Consider the following 17,965-nt stretch of genomic DNA (forward strand, 5'->3'; position numbering starts at 1 on the left):
CGGAAATATCATGACCGAATCTTTTGCAGCCCTCTTTGAAGCAAGTGAATTAAACCTCAACGTTGAAAAGGGTGCAGTTATCCAGGGCGTTGTAGTAAGCATTGACTCTGATTGGGTAACTGTTGACACTGGCCTTAAATCTGAAGGCGTTGTTGACCGTGCTGAGTTCTTAAATGAACAGCGCGAACTTGAAGTTCAAGTTGGCGACACTGTAGACGTAGTTGTTGAAGCGCTTGACAACGGTATGGGTCAAACTGTTCTTTCTCGCGAAAAAGCTAAACGCGCTGAGACTTGGACTAAACTTGAAAAAATCTTTGAAGACGGCGAAATCGTTACTGGTGTTATCTCTGGTAAAGTTAAAGGCGGTTTCACTGTTGACATCGGTCCAGTACGTGCGTTCCTTCCAGGTTCTTTAGTTGATACTCGTCCTATTCGTGATACGACTCACCTAGAAGGCAAAGAGTTAGAATTTAAAGTAATCAAACTTGACGCTAAACGTAACAACGTTGTTGTTTCACGTCGTGCTGTTATGGAAGCTGAATCTTCAGCTGACCGTGAAGCTCTTCTTGCTCAGCTTGAAGAAGGTCAAACTGTTACTGGTACGATCAAAAACCTTACTGACTACGGTGCATTCGTTGACCTTGGCGGTATTGACGGTCTTCTTCACATCACTGATATGGCTTGGAAACGCATCAAGCATCCTTCAGAAGTTGTTGAAGTGGGTCAAGAAGTTACTGTTAAAGTACTTAAGTTCGACCGCGAGCGTAACCGTGTTTCTCTAGGTCTTAAACAACTTGGCGAAGATCCATGGTTAGCGATCATGAACCGTTACCCTAAAGGTTCAATCGTTAAAGCGCGCGTAACTAACCTGACTGACTACGGTTGTTTCGCTGAAATTGCTGAAGGCGTTGAAGGTTTAGTACACGTTTCAGAAATGGATCACACGAACAAAAACATCCACCCATCTAAAGTTGTTCAGATCGGTGATGAAGTTGATGTTATGGTTCTTGAAGTTGATGAAGAGCGTCGTCGTATTTCTCTTGGTATCAAACAAACTCGTGCTAACCCATGGGAAGAGTTTGCTAAAGACCACGACAAAGGCGAAAAAGTTTCTGGTACGATCAAATCTATCACTGACTTTGGTATCTTCATCGGTTTACCAGGCGGTATCGACGGTCTAGTTCACTTGTCTGATATTTCTTGGAACGAACAAGGCGAAGAAGCGATTCGTCGTTACAAGAAAGGCGACACTGTTGAAGCGGTTATCCTTTCTGTAGACGCTGAAGGCAACCGTATCAGCCTTGGCATCAAGCAAATGAACAACGATCCGTTCAATGACTTCCTTGCTGCTAACGAACGCGGTGCGTTGGTTAAAGGTACTGTAACTGCAGTTGATGCGAAAGGCGCGACTGTTAAGTTGGCTGACGAAGTTGAAGCGACTCTGAAAGCATCTGAAATCAACCGCGATCGCGTTGAAGATGCAACTAAGTTCCTTGAAGTTGGTCAAGAAGTGGAAGCGAAGATCATCAACGTTGATCGTAAATCTCGCGCAATCAACTTGTCTATCAAAGCGAAAGACGAAGCTGAAGAGAAAGAAGCAGTTGCTAACTTGAAAACAGCGCCAGCTGCTGGTCAAGACAATGGTCCTAAGACGATTGGTGACCTGATCAAAGCTCAAATGGGCAACTAAGTAGACGTTTGAATTGTATTGTTAATGTAAGTTAACTAATACTTTTTATACAAATACTGTAAACGGTAGCGTAGTATTTAATTATTGCGCTACCGTTTTGTATTTAAACAGGTTATTATCGGGAAATAGATCCCAAGTAGCTTGATAATTAAAGAGGTCGCAGATGACTACTGAAGCACTTAATAAGTCTGACTTAATAGAGCGCATTGCATTAAAAAATCCGCATTTGGCCGAGCCTTTAGTGGAAGAAGCGGTTAAAATTATGATTGATCAAATGATAGAAGCTTTATCATCTGACAATCGTATCGAGATTCGCGGATTTGGTAGTTTTGCATTGCATCATCGTGAGCCACGCGTGGGTCGTAACCCTAAAACTGGTAAATCTGTAGAAGTGGCTGCAAAAGCAGTTCCGCACTTTAAGCCAGGTAAGGCCCTTCGGGATGCTGTAAACGAATCTGCAAATAAATAATTGTAAATATTTACGGGGTGTTCATGCGTTACGTTCTGGTCGTTCTTTTATTGGTGCTGTTTGGCTATTCATTGGCTTTGGTTTTGCAAAATGGTACCGAATTGTCCGTGGACTTGTTATTTACTCAAGTTCCTGCAATGCGTCTAGGATTATTGCTGCTCCTTACCCTATCTCTAGGCGTCGTGTTAGGCCTGTTATTGGGCGTTCAAATCTTCCGGGTTTTCCAGACCAATTGGGAAATCAAGCGATTACGTAAAGACATTGAACATCTGCGTAAGGAACAGTTGAATACAGCCAAGTTAATGGCCGCTGAAGCAGCAGCCCATACCCGGCATGAAAAAACTGTATTAGATATTACCAATGAAAATCAAAGCCCATTATAATGGGCTTATTTTTTGCCTATTTGAAGGGATAATCTCTTGAGTATCATTGTTGCACTAGATGCCAAAAGCCAATTTGATGCCTTAGCCATTGCAGAACAGCTAGATCCTGCCTTGTGTCGACTAAAAGTGGGCAAAGAGTTATTTACCCATGAAGGTCCAATCATTGTCAGAGCACTTCAAGACAAAGGTTTTGATGTATTTCTGGATCTGAAATTTCATGATATTCCAAATACGACTGCACAGGCAGTCTGCGCGGCAGCTGATTTGGGTGTATGGATGGTGAATGTACATGCGTCTGGTGGCCGAAAAATGATGGAAACCTGTGTGGAGCGTTTACAAGCAGGCAACTATAAAACTCAACTCATTGCTGTGACAGTGCTGACTTCAATGGGTCGTGAAGACCTCAAAGATATTGGTCTGGATATTGAGCCAAATGAACATGTCAAGCGTCTGGCTCAACTGACCAAAAACAGTGGCCTGGACGGGGTGGTGTGTTCAGCTCAAGAAGCAAAAATGTTACGTGAAACATTAGGCCAAGACTTTGCTTTGGTAACACCCGGTATTCGTCCTGAAGGTTCAAATGCCGATGATCAGAAGCGTATTGTGACACCGAAACAGGCGATGCTGGATGGTTCGACTCATCTGGTGATTGGCCGTCCCATTACCCAGTCTAAGAATATGCGTCAGACTTTAAAAGATATTTTGGCAACGCTTTAATATGGTTTGAATGACAAAAAGCCTTTCAGTCGAAATAATGCTGATCAGTTAAGGAGTTTAGAAATAGACTCTTTAATTTTTTAGTCATTCACGTCGGAGTATTAATGTTATAAATCAAATTCTTGTAAATTATTTGTTACTTTGGTTTCGCCCAAAGTAACCAAAGGCATTTGTCATCCGCAAAACTCGTCAGCCACCATCGACTAGTAAATTTGTCGCAGAAACAATCATTTTTAAATGTAGTCCTGCCTCAAACAGTTGCGGATGACTTTTCTATCTATCAGATATAATCATGAATTTGAAAAAGAAAATGCTAATCAATTCCTTAACTGATTGGCATTATTTCAGTCGAAAGGCTTTTTTTATATATTGAAAAAAATGGTTATAAAATAAAAAGGAAAAATGATGACTTCATCTGAACCACAATTAGAAAAAGAACATAATGACGTGATTCAACATGTTCAACATGTTCAACAGGCGGAACAGCTTAGGCAACAAGAACAGCAACAACAGCAGGCAAGCTCAGCAGATTGGACAACGGGGATCGATGTGGTCAGTTTGGCATCTGATGCCATCAGCCTTGCTTCGGATGTTATTGAAACAGTAGGCGATGCCTTAAGTGATATTGATTTAAGTTTTTAGTCAGCCTTTCTTGCTTGTGCTTCGTTTTAAAATCCTGCTTTAGAACTTAGTCAGGAAGGAAAGTTCCTCTTTAGAAAAGAAAGACTTAGGGAGATTGAGAAAGCAATAAAGCAATTAAATCGCTGCCAGTACACTCACCATGACTGGTGCTAACAGTGACAAAATAAATCCACTGACCATAGCATGCGGAATAAAATCGTGACCGCATGCCTGCTTAACCATCGGTAAAGTCACATCCATTGCAGTTGCACCCGCTGCGGAAATGGCCGATCTTGGATATCTCCAGCCCATACAATACATCAGTAAGATGGCAAAAATTTCTCTAAACAGGTCATTCATTAGTGCAATGCTGCCAAGTTCTGCATTTCTGAGTTCTGTCACGACAACGCCTGACATTGAGTAAAATCCATAGCCTTGTGACAGCATGATCAAATCTTTCAGGCCAATCTGTGTGTTCCAGAATGAATACAGCATAACTGCGAATAATGAACCGAAGATGCAACCGCTCGGAACAAGAAGAATTTTGATATTTAACCAGGAACGATCCAGTGGCGAATAAGCCAGATCTAAACCAATGAAAAACATAAATATCAGTAACAAATGCCAGGTGCTAATGTGCAAGGACAGATCAAACAGACTCAAGCCAGCATGTAAAAAGTATCCGCCTGCGAGTGCCAAAAAAGCATAACTCATATTCACTAAGGATTTAATTACCAGATCAAGGGATACTCTGCCTGAACTGGGAAGAAAACCAGCCCACTTGAACAGCAAATAGCAAATAGCAAAAGCGCCGAGTGATGTCAGAAAGGCAATGCTGATGGATGTACTCAGAATCTGTAGGGGATGCTGTAATTCATCCACAAGCTGTGAGAATTCAAAGGCAATCGCAATCAGTAACACATAGCTAAAATAAGGTAAGAGCTTGAAACAGATTTTAATCAGCGATACTGGAATCCGTTTCGCCAAAGCAAAACCGAGTGCCAAACAGAGAAGAAGCTGAAAGATGAGCCAAAGCGATTGCATAAGTTTAATAGATTGAAAAAATTATCTTTAAATTATGCCATCGCTTGATGCTAGATGGTGAAAAGCTTTTAGCTAACTTTATTGAATAATCGATAATCTGCGGTATTGGGTTTCTTGGTTTTCAGCCAGTATTTCCAGGTATAAGTCGGCCATAGGGCAAAATTCTTGCCACCTTCCTGCTGATACCAGCTGACACAGCCAGATTGCCATACGGTCTGTTCAAACATATGTTGCACCTGCTGATTAAATGTATCTTGCGCCTGCTCTTTGACCATAATGGCATCGCTATGTGATTGATCGACCCGCTGCATGAGCTGCAAGATATAGTCAACTTGTGCCTCAATCATAAAAATCACAGAGTTGTGTGCCAATAGGGTATTTGGGCCCAGTAATTGAAACAGGTTTGGGAAACCTTTCATGCAAATTCCATAATAACTTTCAGCCCCCTGTTTCCAGACCTCATTGAGCTGTAGATTATCCAGCCCAGTACATTGAAAATTCTTCATATAGATGCGTGGATCGGTAATGAACCCGGTGCCATAAATCAGACAGTCAATTGGCCGCTCCTGACCATCTTGGGTAATGATGCTATTTTCAGTAAGTTCCTGAATCTTTTCAGTCACCAGTTCTACATTCCTGCGGTTAAAAGTCGGGAAATAGCTATTGGAAACCAGAATACGTTTACAACCCATGATGTAATCCGGAGTGAGTTTTTGAGCTAACTCAGGATCTTTAATCTGGTATTTGATGAACAGTTCTGCCAGTTTCTGGGTGTATTTCATGATTCCGGGTTTAACGATGGGGATGACCCGCGATTCATTTGACCAATATAAGCGGGCACGGTGCAGTTTTCGGAACCAGTCATATTTTTCAAATAGTGTCTTTTCGAGAGGGTGATAGACACGTTCATCGCGAGGAATGATCCAGGCTGCAGTACGTTGCATGACATAGAGTTGTTTGCATTGTGGGGCAATTTCCGGAACATATTGAATGGCGCTGCCACCTGTGCCAATCGATGCGACATTTTTGCCATTTAAATCATAAGCATGATCCCATTGTGCAGAATGAAAGACTTTCCCTTGAAACTTCTCAATACCGGGGATAGGTGGAATCTGGGGAATATGTAAAGGCCCTGAAGCAAATATGACAAATTGGGCTTCCAGGATACTTTGATCTTGTAACTGCAATTGCCACAGACAGCGCTCTGCCTGGTAATGCGCTGAAAGGACTTCAGTATTTAAGCGGCAGAACGCACGCAGCTTATAATCGTTTACCAGATCCTGAATATAGGAAAATATCTCGGGTGCTTCGGCATAGCGTTTTGACCAGTTACTTTTCGGAGCGAATGAGAGGGAATATAAATGTGACTGCACATCACAGGCTGCGCCAGGGTACTGGTTGTCTCGCCAGGTTCCACCAAATTCATGGCCTTTTTCCAGCAGAATAAAATCATGGATGCCTTGCTGCTGTAAACGTATTGCCATGGCAATACCGCCAAAACCGGCGCCAATAATGGCGACTTTGGTAAAGGGTGGCGAGCGGGTGGCACTTGTATTTTCCAGCATCATTGCATTCCTTGCTTATTTTAATAAGAGATTATTATCATCATTCACTGATAAAAGATTAGACCTAAAATTGATCTAAACGGCAATAGCAGTACACTTATTTTTATAGTACAACTAAGACTATCACATTGTATTTGTATGGTTATGAAACGTTCTGTTCTCAGTCTGATGTATTTGATTCAAGGTATGCGCAAGGCGGGCATAGACGTCGATCAGAAGCTGCAAAACATTGGACTGCGTGTCGATGCCTTTGATCCTGGCTCGATTATTCATCCGAGTCTGGAACATGATGTACTTAAGGTGGTAGGGCAGGAAATCGAAGCTGAGCAGGGATTATTGATTGGCCAGCATTATGCATTGGCAGGTTATGGTCCGTTGTTGATGTTACTGGTTACCAGTCCGACGGTACGTGATGCGCTGCATCAGGTGATCCGCTTTCAACAGTTGACGCATTTGACAGGACAATTGGGTTTGCAACAAAGCGAGCATCATAGCGCGTTGTGTTATCGACCGAAAAATCTGGAAGATGGTCTGGGTGTGTTGCTGGCACAGGCGGAGATTTCGGGAACTTTCAAGTTTATCCGTGATATCTACAAAATGATGGGCCTGTCCAAACCTGATTTACGGATCGAGTTACCATTTGCCCATCCGCAAGAGCCGAATACCTTAAAGGTCTATCATGATTATTATGGGACACAGGTTCAGTTCGATGCACCAAGTGCGGCATTCTGGTTTGATGAAGCAGTTCTGGATATTAAAATTCCGTCTGCGGATACGGTGACCTTTGCGCTGTATGAAGCCAAGTGTTTTGCTGAATTGCAACGTTTGCAACAGGATGAGCAGACACCGACAGTGGTGCAGCGCGTTCAGGATTATCTGGAAATACAAAGTGGTTTGATGCCGAGCATGGCCGAAACTGCGCAGGCGCTAAATATTCCGGAGCGAACCTTGCGGCATCAGTTACAGCAGTGTGATACCAGTTATAAACAGATTCGCGAAGACATTATTAAAGATAAAGCTTTGCGATTGATTGAATATAAACAGTATTCAATTGAAATGATTGCTGAGTTGTTGGGCTATTCCGAGCCGGCTGCTTTTAACCATGCCTTTAAACGCTGGTTTGGGCAAAGCCCTCGGCAATATGTGAAATAGCCTAAGCTTGTTTATGCCAAAGTGTTATAGTGTGTTGATTAAACTCCGCTATAATTAAATTGATCCCAAATAGTACGAAACTCTATGTCCGATTTTAATTCACAGCACAGCACCGCCTTTAGTCCGATTTCTCCTGCAGAACGTTATGCACAAGCGATATCTTCGGGACAGTTTATGCCTGATGATGCACAGGCAATGGCAGTACATGAACTGAATCGTGTCTGGCTGGAATTGATTCAGCGTTTTAAGGCCTCGAAAAAAGCCTTTCGCCGTTTTCGCCGTCAGACTTCTCCCAATGGCGTGTATATGTGGGGTGGTGTCGGTCGTGGCAAAACCTGGTTAATGGATCAGTTTTATGATTCGATTCCATTTCGCCGTAAAACCCGGATGCATTTTCACCACTTTATGCAGCATGTGCATCGTGAATTAAATAAGCTCTCTGGGCAGCGTAATCCGCTGGATCTGGTCGCGGATCAGATTTATAAAGACGCGGTGATTATCTGTTTCGATGAGTTCTTTGTATCCAATGTCACCGATGCCATGATTCTGAGTGATCTGTTCCAGAAACTGTTTGAACGCGGGATTACTTTGGTTGCAACTTCGAACATTGCCCCAGATGGTTTGTATAAAAACGGGATTCATCGTGACCGTTTCCTGCCGACGATTGAACTGGTCAAGAAAAACTGTGTGGTGTTAAACGTCGATGCCGGCGTCGATTACCGTTTACGCGTATTAAAACAGGCGCAGTTATTCAAATTCCCATTAACCCATGATCATAAAAACTGGATTGCGCAACGTTTCAGCGCTTTGACTCAGACGCAAACCTGCTCTGAAGAGCCGATTATCATCAATAACCGTATTGTGGAAACTGTGTCACATACCGAAGATGTATTGTGGTGCGAGTTTTCTGAGCTGTGTCTGAAACCACGTAGCCCGGCTGACTTTATTGAAATTGCCAATATTTATAATACGGTTTTAGTCAGTAATGTGCCGCACCTGACCGATTTCCTCAATGATGGGACGCGCCGTTTTATTTATCTGGTCGATGAGTTCTATGACCGTGGTGTCAAACTGTTATTGACCTCGGAAGACAATATTGTTGATATTTACCAGGGTGAAAAACTGGTCTTTGAAATTGAACGGACGCGTTCACGTTTGCTGGAAATGCAGTCGGATGAATATCTGAATTCTGAACATCGTCAGATTCAGAAAACTATCTCGAGTGAGTAGGAAGCAGAATAAAAGCGCTGGTCATTGACCGGCGCTTTTTTATAAAAATAAGCAGGTAAATGATCGACAATTAGGGCCAAACATGGCTTAATCTTGATCTAAATATGATCGTGTATAACTAGAATGCATAATTTTTACTCGAAAATCTGAACTTAAGTCTAATTTCTACATTTCGAAAACTTTATACACTGTCATTAGGGTATTTAGCAGAATGATATCTCAATGCGGCTGAGCGACGTCTGATATGTTTATGAGGGTACTCATATTATGAAAAATGCTCAGTATTTAGCAATTTGATAATACTATTCAGCTAGATTTTAATCGGTATACTAGAATCTCTTGTATAAAAAGTAGCAATATCAGGAAAGACAATGACTGCACGTATTCAAAAAGGCAAGTTAGCGATTGCTAAAGAACTTTACGATTTTATCGAAAATGAAGCACTACCAGGTTCTGGTTTGGATAGTGAAACTTACTGGAAAAACTTTGAACAAGTCGTTGTTGATCTTAGCCCTAAAAATAAAGCACTTTTGGCTAAGCGTAATGACATTCAAGCGAAAATCGATGAATGGCACCGCAATAACACATTTGAATTACAAGCTTACAAAGCTTTCTTGACTGAAATTGGCTACTTGTTACCAGAAGTAGAAGATTTTCAAATCAGCACTGAAAATGTAGACGAAGAAATTGCCGTATTGGCCGGCCCACAGCTGGTGGTACCGGTACGTAATGCACGTTACTGCCTCAACGCAGCCAACGCACGTTGGGGTTCTCTCTACGATGCACTTTATGGTTTCGACGTGATCTCTGAAGAAGATGGCGCGGAAAAAGGTAAAGGCTATAACCCGAAACGTGGTGAGAAAGTTGTCGCATTTGCGAAAAACTTCCTTGACGAAACTTTCCCATTGGCACAAGGTTCACACGCAGACGCAACTCAATATGCAGTTGATGGCAACGCACTGGTTGTAACATTAAAAGATGGTTCTACAACGACTGTTGCGGATAGCGCTAAATTTGTTGGCTTCAATGGCGAAGCGTCAGCACCGACTGAAATCGTATTTAAAAATAACGGTCTGCACGTTATTGTGCAAATTGATGCAACGAGCCCGATTGGCCAGACTGATGCCGCTGGCGTAAAAGACGTAGTTCTTGAAGCTGCAGTTACCACCATTCAGGATTTGGAAGACTCGATTGCAGCGGTTGATGCTGAAGAAAAAGTGGAAGGCTATCGTAACTGGTTAGGTCTGATGAAAGGCACTTTAGAAGAGTCCATTCAGAAAAATGGTAAAACAGTTACCCGTACACTGAATGCAGACCGTACTTTCAAAAATGTGGAAGGTGGTGAAACCAAGGTTCATGGTCGTTCATTGATGTTGCTGCGTAATGTCGGTCATTTGATGACAAACCCTGCCATTTTGGTCGATGGTGCAGAGATTTTTGAGGGCATCATGGATGCCTTGATTACACCATTGTTGTCTTTTGCCGACATCAAAGGTGAAAATACCATCAAGAACTCGCGTCAAGGTTCAATGTATATCGTTAAACCAAAAATGCATGGTCCTGAAGAAGTGGGATTTGCCGTTGAATTGTTTGAACGTGCGGAACAGGTACTGGGTTTGCCTGCAAAAACTTTAAAAATCGGGATTATGGATGAAGAGCGCCGTACTTCTGTAAACCTGAAGAACTGTATTGCACAAGCCAAAGACCGTACTATTTTCATCAATACAGGCTTCATGGACCGTACCGGTGACGAAATCCATACCTTTATGGAAGCAGGCCCATTCGTACGTAAAGGCGAAGTCAAAGGTCAGATCTGGTTCCCGGCTTATGAAAACCGTAACGTGATGATCGGTCTGCAAGCAGGTTTACGTGGCAAAGCGCAAATCGGTAAAGGCATGTGGCCAAAACCAGATATGTTGCTCGACATGTATAAAACCAAAACTGAACATCCGGAAGCAGGTGCGAGCTGTGCATGGGTGCCATCACCAACAGGTGCGGTAATTCACGCGATTCACTATCATCAGATTAATGTTGCGGATCGTCAGCAAGAGTTATTGGCAACTGAAGCCTTGTCACTAGATGACTTGTTAACGCCACCATTAGCAACAGACACTAACTGGTCTGAAGAAGAGAAAACCAAAGAACTTGAAAATAACTGTCAGGGGATCTTGGGTTATGTGGTTCGCTGGGTAGACTTAGGTGTAGGTTGTTCTAAAGTACTCGATATCAACGATGTCGGGTTAATGGAAGACCGTGCGACTCTACGTATTTCTTCACAGCACGTGGCGAACTGGTTGCGTCATGGTGTGGTAAGCCGTGAGCAAGTAGAAGAAGTGATGCAGCGTATGGCGAAAATTGTAGATCAGCAAAATGCCAATGATCCGTTGTATACGCCAATGTCTGCAGACTTTGCCAACAATATTGCATTCCAGGCAGCGTCTGACCTGATCTTTAAAGGTGGTGAACAGCCATCAGGTTATACCGAGCCACTTTTACATGCAGCACGTTTAAAGTTAAAAGGTTATACAGGTGACTAATCCCGTCTAACTTAAAAAAGCCTCTTCGGAGGCTTTTTTATTGTCTAATGGTAAGCGGCTGTCTTTCTGACTAGAAATTTTTCAGTTGAACTCTTAAAGTGGAGCAAAGCTTGCGAGGAACAATAAAATGATGACGGTATATCAGGACTTAGACCAGCAGTTTATTCATGGTCAGTGGCAACATGGAACTTCAACCAAAATCATAAAAAATATCAATCCTTTTACCCAAACCGAAATTATGAGTCTTGCAGCTGCCAGCTCTGTCGATGTAGACAGTGCGTATACGGCAGCAGAACAGGCTTTTCAACAGGGTGTTTTGAATTCCATTGAAGTCCGTAAAACAGTATTGCAAAATTTAATTAATATTATTCAGCAGCGCCGTGCAGAAATCATTGACTGGCTGATTATTGAATCAGGCAGTACGCGCATTAAAGCCGGCCTTGAGGTAGATGCTGCCTTGGGGATTATTCACGAAAGTCTGGCATTTCCAGATCAGCTGAAAACTGAACAGCTCGAAAGCAAAGATCCAGTACGGAAAAGTTTGGTCTTGCGTAAACCTTTAGGCGTGATTGCAGTCATCAGCCCATGGAACTTTCCATTTCATCTGTCCTTGCGTTCAGTGGCGACAGCGATTGCCTGTGGCAATACGGTTGTCTTGAAACCAGCCAGTGATACGCCGGTGACTGGCGGTACATTAATCGGGAAATTATTTGAAGAAGCCGGTTTGCCTCCGGGTGCATTGAATATTATTGCCGGTGCTGGCAGTGAAATCGGGGATTATTTTGTCGAGCATTCAGTGCCAAAAATGATTTCATTTACCGGCTCGACTGAAGTGGGGAAAAGTGTCGGCAGTAAAGCTCTGGCCAGTTCCAGAATCAAACGTTTGGCACTGGAACTGGGCGGCAATGCACCCTTGGTGATTCTGGATGATGCCGACCTTGATCTGGCGGTTGAACTGACCTTGATGGGGCGTTTTATGCATCAGGGACAAATTTGCATGAGCACCAATCGGGTTGTTATCGATGCATCTATTCATGATGCTTATGTGGATAAGCTTCTGGATCGGGTCAAAATGATTCCAGTGGGCGATCCGAATCTGGAAGATACCATCATCGGGCCGATCATTAATCGGAGTCAGGTCAAAAAGCATCAACAGATCATTCAGACAGGCAGCGAGCAGGGCGCACAGCTGGTATATGAGGGCGGAATTGAAGGAAATCTGGTCTATCCGCATATTTTCATTAACGTCGCAGCCGATTCTGATTTAGCACAACAAGAAAGCTTCGGTCCGATTTTACCGATCTTAAAAGCACGTGATGAGGCCCATGCTTTAAATCTGGCCAATGCAACAGAGTTCGGTTTGTCCAGTGCAGTCTGTACATCAAATATCGAACGCGGCAGCGCTTTTGCGGCACAACTGGATATTGGCATGACCCATATTAACGGGATCAGTGTTGCAGATCAGTCTAATGCACCCTTTGGCGGCGAGAAAAACTCAGGACTCGGACGTTTTAATGGTCGCTGGATTTTTGAGGAATTTACCCGGACACACTGGTTGACTATACCGAATTCATGATACTCAAATCTATATCAATATTACAGGTTTGGCTCAGACATCAGGTTATAATCGAGTGGTCGAATGATTTACATTAATCCGCCATGTGTGCCAACTTTAAACCTTTAAGCTTAGAACAATTGCATAATCTGGGGTTGCCCGAAATTCCCTTTGAATATCCGGAAGAGGTCTATCCCAATTATGCTACACCGCTGTTATTTCATTCAGCTCAAGGACTGGAATGGCGGTTGGTAAATTTTGGCCTGATTCCAAAATGGGCAGAAGATAAAAGTATAGCTACCAAGACCTATAACGCCAGAAATGAAACTTTATTGCAAAAGCCAACCTTTACTGAAGCCACTGCCAAATGTCATTTTGGGGTCATTCCTGTTGCCGAGTTTTATGAGTCCAAATATTTTGACAATAAACCACAGCGTTGGGGTATAAGACGTCAAGATGGTCAGGCGACTTTTATTGCGGCAGTATATGAGATTACACGAGTACAAGGGGAAATTGTACGATCTGCCAGCATGATCACCATGGATGCCATTGACCATCCGATGATGAAAGAATTTCATGAGCCTGGAAATATCAAACGTTCGGTGATCGTAATTCCGCATGAGCGACTACAAGAATGGCTGACACTGAGTCATCCGGATATTCGGAGTTTTGTACACGGCTTTCCGGAAGAAGAGTTTGAATGTTCACATGTCCCCAAAGAAAAAATCAAAAAAGCCAGCCCACAACTGAACTTTTTTGATTCTTAGAAAGCTCCGGTGAATTATTTATTATTGAAAGTATGCCAATTCGCCAGCGTCTATTTAAAAATAAAAAGTAGGGCTTTTAACGAGCCAGGTTTTTAAAAATATGACGTAAACTTTCCATGGTTTTTTCAATTTGCAAAGGCGTCAAGCCTTCAAATGACTGCTCTAGTACTATATTGGTCAGATCATTGATCTTATGTGTCATTTGCATGCCTTTTTCGGTCAAAAATACCCGGGTAATTCGTGCATCATCTTCACATGAATAAGTCTCAACCAGACCCTCATCTTTTAAGCGATAAACAATTTTAGTGGTGGTCGACATTTTAGATACGACCATCTCTGATAAGTCGGATACACTCGCATGCGGTTTGGATTTTAAGGCAAGAAGGATACGGCGGCGCGAATTGTCGACACCATATTTTTTAAGTGCGTGATCGACATTAAGTACATATTGAGCATGAACCTGAGTAACCCAATAATAGGGAAAGTTTTCTAAATTAAATTCTTCCGTACACGGTAAAAATTTTGCATATTTCTTAGTCATGAAATGTTCCTTGTATTTATTTTTCTAGGGCCCGTCCATTTTATGAAAAAGTTTATGCATGTTTCAACCTTTATTTTAAAAATGTTAAAGAGATTGTACTTTTTAGTTTTTCTTAATAGCCTCAGAAGTCGAGCAGTTCTGCATATGCGCTGATTCAGGACAGAGAATGGCCATTTTAAATCGGATGAAAGGCAATAATATTTTGTGTAAAATTAATACTTAATTGTATATTTCTGAGGCGGAATCATTTTCCGCAATGGTTTGTCATTCGACAGCATGATTCGCTTATCGGCCAAAATGCAATCACTCTGATTTTAATCAACCAGACAATTTTGCTGATGGATCTATGCAGTTATGCGGAGGAATTTCCCCATCAAAAAATTCAAGCCCTATTTTAACTGATTGCTTTTTTAATCGGTATATATTTGATGGCTGAATTTTTAGTTCACTTTAAAAGTGGTTGAGCTAATGAATGGTAATTACTGCATATTTTTAATTAAAGTAAAATAATTTGTGAAGAAAAAATTAAGTTTAATGCGTTTTATACACACTGATTAATGAAAAAAGTCTAAGGAAAATCATAATCATGTAATTTTTTTATAAATTAATACATTACAAAATACTCAGTTTATGCATAATGGAATGGTCTTAAGTTACATAGGTTAAATTTAATGGATCCCTCGCCGTGCGTTGATCTTCCATCTCTATTTCTAGCTTACTCGAACGGGGTAGTTCTCTAATGGAATTTTTATTAGATCCCGGAATTTGGGTAGGTTTAATTACTCTTATTATTCTTGAAATCGTTTTAGGTATTGATAACCTAGTCTTTATTGCCATTCTGGCTGAAAAACTTCCTCCTGAACAACGTGATAAAGCTCGTGTCATCGGTCTTTCACTCGCATTATTGATGCGTCTGGGCCTGTTGTTTGCCATTGCTTGGCTGGTCACTTTGACTCAGCCGCTGATCACCCTGTTTGACTGGACCTTCTCTGGTCGGGACTTGATCTTGTTATTTGGTGGCTTGTTCTTGGTGTATAAAGCCGTCACAGAGTTACATGAAAAGATAGAAGGTAAGCCTGAAGTCAAATTGACCACTAAGGTGGTTTATGCAAGTTTCACTGCTGTTGTTGCCCAAATTGTGGTTTTAGATGCTGTATTTTCTTTAGATTCAGTGATTACTGCAATTGGTATGGTCGACAATATTTACGTCATGATGGCTGCAATGATTGTTGCGATGGGTGTAATGCTACTGGCATCGAAACCATTGACCAATTTTGTAAACCGTCATCCAACCGTGGTGATTCTGTGTCTAAGCTTCCTGCTTTTGATTGGTATCAGTCTGATTGCAGAAGGTTTTGGTTTCCACATTCCAAAAGGCTATATCTATTCGGGTATTGGTGTCGCGATCTTGATCGAAGCGTTCAACCAGTTCGGCCAGCGTAATGCAGCAAAGCATGAATCTAAGATTCCTTTGCGTCATCGTACGGCTGATTCCATTTTGAAGTTAATGGGCGGCAAGCTGGAAACCACTGATACTGACAAAAATGAAGCTCAAGAAGCCTTTGCAGATGAAGAACGTTACATGATTGGCGGGGTATTGACCCTTGCAGAGCGTTCAGTCGCTTCGATCATGACACCGCGCAGTCAGATTTCATGGGTCGATCTAGAGGATAGCCCGGAACAGATCCGTGAAAGAATTCTATCTGTTCCCCACAGCCTGTTTCCGGTATGTCGTGGCAGCCTGGATAAGGTGATTAGCATCGTACGTGCCAAGGAATTACTGGATGTGCTGGAAGAACCGGAAGAGTTAAAAGCCCTGATCAAACGCCATCGTCCAATTTATATCTTTGAAAAGATGAAAGTTATTGATGCGATCAATACTTTGCGTACCTCTAAAGGCTCTTTGGTCTTGGTGAGCGACGAGTTTGGTAATGTACAGGGTCTGATCTCACCACTAGATGTATTTGAAGCCATTGCCGGTGAGTTCCCGGATGCAGACGAACAACTTGATTTGGTCAGAATTGACGATTCCCACTGGATCGCTTCAGGTATGCTGGATCTGTATCAGCTTGAGCTTGAACTCGGCATGATTGATCTGATTGATGAAGATGCTGGTTATATCAGTGTTGCGGGTCTGATTCTGGATAAAACCAACAGTGTGGTCGAAGTCGGTACTGAATTGGATTATCAAGGTGTACAGTTCAAAGTCACTGAAATTGAAAGCAATCGTATCAAATCAGTCAGTATTCATTACGCGGCTTAAACACTTGCTTTGTTCAAATCTTGAAGGTCAGTTGCTCTAGTGGCAGCTGACTTTTTTTAATGCATCTTTTCTCAATTGTCCTTATTAAAACAAAGTGAGGTCATTGTTCAGACAGATTTTTTATCATTCGATGCAGACTATCCTTCAAGTTGGATATTGAGCTGAATGGCTTGATATTGCACTAGAGTTTTAAGTCTAAAAGCCAGATTCGTAATGTAGCATAAGCAGAATCACATACTGGATATTGATCAATAGAGCCTGTTAATTAAAGCTTAAAAGTAACATTCAAATCCTGCTGGATAATTAAATTATAATTCACATGATTTCAGTTGGATCATGCAAAAACAGATCAAACAAAATTTTGATCTCTTTGGCGGAAATCGGTAGATAAATTACATTAAGTTATATGAAGCCTGTTCAGTTAACCACCGATTATGCTCAAAATAGTTTCAGCGTAGGATTCAGAAACAACCTATCTCTTCAGAGATTAGTAGAAAATGTGAGCGATGTACAGCTAAAAGTGGGGTGTCAGGTCTATGCAAACCTGCAAACACCCCTTAAAGCTGCTAGCAAACTAAACTGCTCCCGGCAAAATTTGAAAGTTGGCGTATTGTCGGATGCTTTCAGTATTAAGTTGATGGACTTCATCCAAAAAAGCCACATTAAAACTGCTAAGCTGTGGCGCACGTTCAAAAGCCCGTTGACCTGCAATTGCAAAATGCACATGTGCAGCGAGTGCTGCGATTGCGGGAGAACTTACAGCACTATAGGCTGCAATCAGTGCACCAAGTGCACAACCGGTGGCCGTGACTCGCGGTTGTAAATATGATCCGCCTGATACCTGTATTACCGGATAATCTCTGGAAATGATGTAATCAGATTCACCGGAAATCGCGACACAGTCACAATGCGCCAATAAGCTTTGTGCCTGTAAATAAACATCGGCACTATTGATGGTACTGTCCACACCTTTGGATTCGATCCGCTTGCCAGCCAAAGCACCAATTTCAGAGGCATTGCCCCGTAAAATTGTCGGATGGGAATTGAGCAACTGATCTACCGTATTCGAGCGCCAATGCAGTACCGTTCCATAACCAACCGGATCCAGTACCCATGGTTTTTTCAGACGATGTGCCGTTTCTGCAGCAATATGCATGGCCTGTACTTGTTCGGTGGTCGGCGTACCCAGGTTGAGATTGATCGCAGCTGCAATTTTGGCAAAGCTTTCGGCCTCAAAAGGATTATCGATCATGGCGGGGGAAGCATTGGCAGCCAGCACCACATTGGCCACATAATTACTGGCCACGGCATTGGTCATGATATGCACCAATGGCTGATGTTGCTGTAACTTTAACCATGCCTCGCAGATTTGATCCAGAAGCGTGTGCTGTAGTGCTTGCGTAGAAGTATTCATAATGATCATCTGTCAAA

General features: G+C 42.3%; 15 protein-coding genes. 11 read left to right on the forward strand and 4 right to left on the reverse strand.

Features of this window, described 5'->3' with window-relative positions; genetic code table 11:
- The first annotated feature begins 10 nt into the window (after window positions 1–10).
- From rpsA to FTU90_RS08480, 5 genes are all read left to right on the forward strand, one after another.
- Window positions 11–1,690: a 30S ribosomal protein S1 gene (gene rpsA, locus FTU90_RS08460; RefSeq protein WP_005097313.1), complete on the forward strand. Its 1,680-nt coding sequence runs from the start codon at window positions 11–13 to the stop codon at window positions 1,688–1,690.
- Window positions 1,691–1,853: 163 nt separating this feature from the next.
- On the forward strand, window positions 1,854–2,159 hold the full coding sequence (locus FTU90_RS08465) for an integration host factor subunit beta (protein ID WP_005097312.1): 306 nt from the start codon (window positions 1,854–1,856) through the stop codon (window positions 2,157–2,159).
- 23 nt (window positions 2,160–2,182) lie between these two features.
- Complete coding sequence (locus tag FTU90_RS08470) at window positions 2,183–2,542, forward strand: lipopolysaccharide assembly protein LapA domain-containing protein (RefSeq protein WP_074383247.1); 360 nt, start codon at window positions 2,183–2,185, stop codon at window positions 2,540–2,542.
- Window positions 2,543–2,578: 36 nt separating this feature from the next.
- Entirely contained in the window at window positions 2,579–3,259 is a 681-nt protein-coding gene (gene pyrF / locus FTU90_RS08475) for an orotidine-5'-phosphate decarboxylase (protein WP_005097309.1), read from the forward strand.
- Window positions 3,260–3,664: 405 nt separating this feature from the next.
- Complete coding sequence (locus FTU90_RS08480) at window positions 3,665–3,901, forward strand: hypothetical protein (protein WP_180072314.1); 237 nt, start codon at window positions 3,665–3,667, stop codon at window positions 3,899–3,901.
- A 114-nt stretch (window positions 3,902–4,015) separates the two neighbouring features.
- Here the strand turns inward: FTU90_RS08480 and FTU90_RS08485 are convergent, their stop codons facing one another.
- Both FTU90_RS08485 and FTU90_RS08490 read right to left on the reverse strand, forming a co-directional pair.
- Window positions 4,016–4,924, reverse strand: a complete 909-nt coding sequence (locus tag FTU90_RS08485) for a lysine exporter LysO family protein (protein WP_180072316.1) — start codon at window positions 4,922–4,924, stop codon at window positions 4,016–4,018.
- A gap of 68 nt (window positions 4,925–4,992) precedes the next feature.
- Window positions 4,993–6,492, reverse strand: a complete 1,500-nt coding sequence (locus FTU90_RS08490; RefSeq protein ID WP_005097304.1) for an NAD(P)/FAD-dependent oxidoreductase — start codon at window positions 6,490–6,492, stop codon at window positions 4,993–4,995.
- A gap of 141 nt (window positions 6,493–6,633) precedes the next feature.
- Here FTU90_RS08490 and FTU90_RS08495 point away from each other — a divergent pair, with 141 nt between their 5' ends.
- The 5 genes from FTU90_RS08495 (at window position 6,634) to FTU90_RS08515 (ending at window position 13,730) form a co-directional block, all read left to right on the forward strand.
- Window positions 6,634–7,641 (forward strand): AraC family transcriptional regulator, encoded by a 1,008-nt coding sequence (locus tag FTU90_RS08495; RefSeq protein ID WP_005097302.1) that lies wholly within the window; start codon window positions 6,634–6,636, stop codon window positions 7,639–7,641.
- Window positions 7,642–7,725: 84 nt separating this feature from the next.
- Window positions 7,726–8,871: a cell division protein ZapE gene (zapE, locus tag FTU90_RS08500; protein ID WP_100329613.1), complete on the forward strand. Its 1,146-nt coding sequence runs from the start codon at window positions 7,726–7,728 to the stop codon at window positions 8,869–8,871.
- A gap of 371 nt (window positions 8,872–9,242) precedes the next feature.
- Window positions 9,243–11,408, forward strand: a complete 2,166-nt coding sequence (locus FTU90_RS08505; protein WP_180072318.1) for a malate synthase G — start codon at window positions 9,243–9,245, stop codon at window positions 11,406–11,408.
- Window positions 11,409–11,535: 127 nt separating this feature from the next.
- Entirely contained in the window at window positions 11,536–12,984 is a 1,449-nt protein-coding gene (locus FTU90_RS08510; RefSeq protein WP_100329611.1) for an aldehyde dehydrogenase family protein, read from the forward strand.
- An 83-nt stretch (window positions 12,985–13,067) separates the two neighbouring features.
- Window positions 13,068–13,730, forward strand: a complete 663-nt coding sequence (locus FTU90_RS08515; RefSeq protein WP_180072320.1) for an SOS response-associated peptidase family protein — start codon at window positions 13,068–13,070, stop codon at window positions 13,728–13,730.
- Window positions 13,731–13,806: 76 nt separating this feature from the next.
- On the opposite strand, the gene FTU90_RS08520 is transcribed toward FTU90_RS08515, so the two are convergent.
- Complete coding sequence (locus tag FTU90_RS08520) at window positions 13,807–14,271, reverse strand: MarR family winged helix-turn-helix transcriptional regulator (RefSeq protein WP_005097294.1); 465 nt, start codon at window positions 14,269–14,271, stop codon at window positions 13,807–13,809.
- A 739-nt stretch (window positions 14,272–15,010) separates the two neighbouring features.
- On the opposite strand from FTU90_RS08520, the gene FTU90_RS08525 reads away from it, so the two are divergent.
- Window positions 15,011–16,534 (forward strand): TerC family protein, encoded by a 1,524-nt coding sequence (locus tag FTU90_RS08525; protein WP_180049081.1) that lies wholly within the window; start codon window positions 15,011–15,013, stop codon window positions 16,532–16,534.
- A gap of 574 nt (window positions 16,535–17,108) precedes the next feature.
- On the opposite strand, the gene thiM is transcribed toward FTU90_RS08525, so the two are convergent.
- A complete protein-coding gene (thiM, locus tag FTU90_RS08530) occupies window positions 17,109–17,957 on the reverse strand; it encodes a hydroxyethylthiazole kinase (protein WP_180072322.1) in 849 nt (282 codons plus the stop codon).
- Window positions 17,958–17,965: the final 8 nt, after the last annotated feature.

It is taken from the genome of Acinetobacter sp. YH12200 (assembly GCF_013418175.1).
GTDB classification, from domain to species: domain Bacteria; phylum Pseudomonadota; class Gammaproteobacteria; order Pseudomonadales; family Moraxellaceae; genus Acinetobacter; species Acinetobacter pseudolwoffii.

Bases quoted from the DNA above. Each gene is read 5' to 3' on its own strand.
- rpsA (WP_005097313.1), top strand. From the start codon at position 11: ATGACCGAATCTTTTGCAGCCCTCTTTGAAGCAAGTGAATTAAACCTC.
- FTU90_RS08465 (WP_005097312.1), top strand. From the start codon at position 1,854: ATGACTACTGAAGCACTTAATAAGTCTGACTTAATAGAGCGCATTGCA.
- FTU90_RS08470 (WP_074383247.1), top strand. From the start codon at position 2,183: ATGCGTTACGTTCTGGTCGTTCTTTTATTGGTGCTGTTTGGCTATTCA.
- FTU90_RS08480 (WP_180072314.1), top strand. From the start codon at position 3,665: ATGACTTCATCTGAACCACAATTAGAAAAAGAACATAATGACGTGATT.
- FTU90_RS08485 (WP_180072316.1), bottom strand. From the start codon at position 4,924: ATGCAATCGCTTTGGCTCATCTTTCAGCTTCTTCTCTGTTTGGCACTC.
- FTU90_RS08490 (WP_005097304.1), bottom strand. From the start codon at position 6,492: ATGATGCTGGAAAATACAAGTGCCACCCGCTCGCCACCCTTTACCAAA.
- FTU90_RS08495 (WP_005097302.1), top strand. From the start codon at position 6,634: ATGAAACGTTCTGTTCTCAGTCTGATGTATTTGATTCAAGGTATGCGC.
- zapE (WP_100329613.1), top strand. From the start codon at position 7,726: ATGTCCGATTTTAATTCACAGCACAGCACCGCCTTTAGTCCGATTTCT.
- FTU90_RS08505 (WP_180072318.1), top strand. From the start codon at position 9,243: ATGACTGCACGTATTCAAAAAGGCAAGTTAGCGATTGCTAAAGAACTT.
- FTU90_RS08510 (WP_100329611.1), top strand. From the start codon at position 11,536: ATGATGACGGTATATCAGGACTTAGACCAGCAGTTTATTCATGGTCAG.
- FTU90_RS08515 (WP_180072320.1), top strand. From the start codon at position 13,068: ATGTGTGCCAACTTTAAACCTTTAAGCTTAGAACAATTGCATAATCTG.
- FTU90_RS08520 (WP_005097294.1), bottom strand. From the start codon at position 14,271: ATGACTAAGAAATATGCAAAATTTTTACCGTGTACGGAAGAATTTAAT.
- FTU90_RS08525 (WP_180049081.1), top strand. From the start codon at position 15,011: ATGGAATTTTTATTAGATCCCGGAATTTGGGTAGGTTTAATTACTCTT.
- thiM (WP_180072322.1), bottom strand. From the start codon at position 17,957: ATGATCATTATGAATACTTCTACGCAAGCACTACAGCACACGCTTCTG.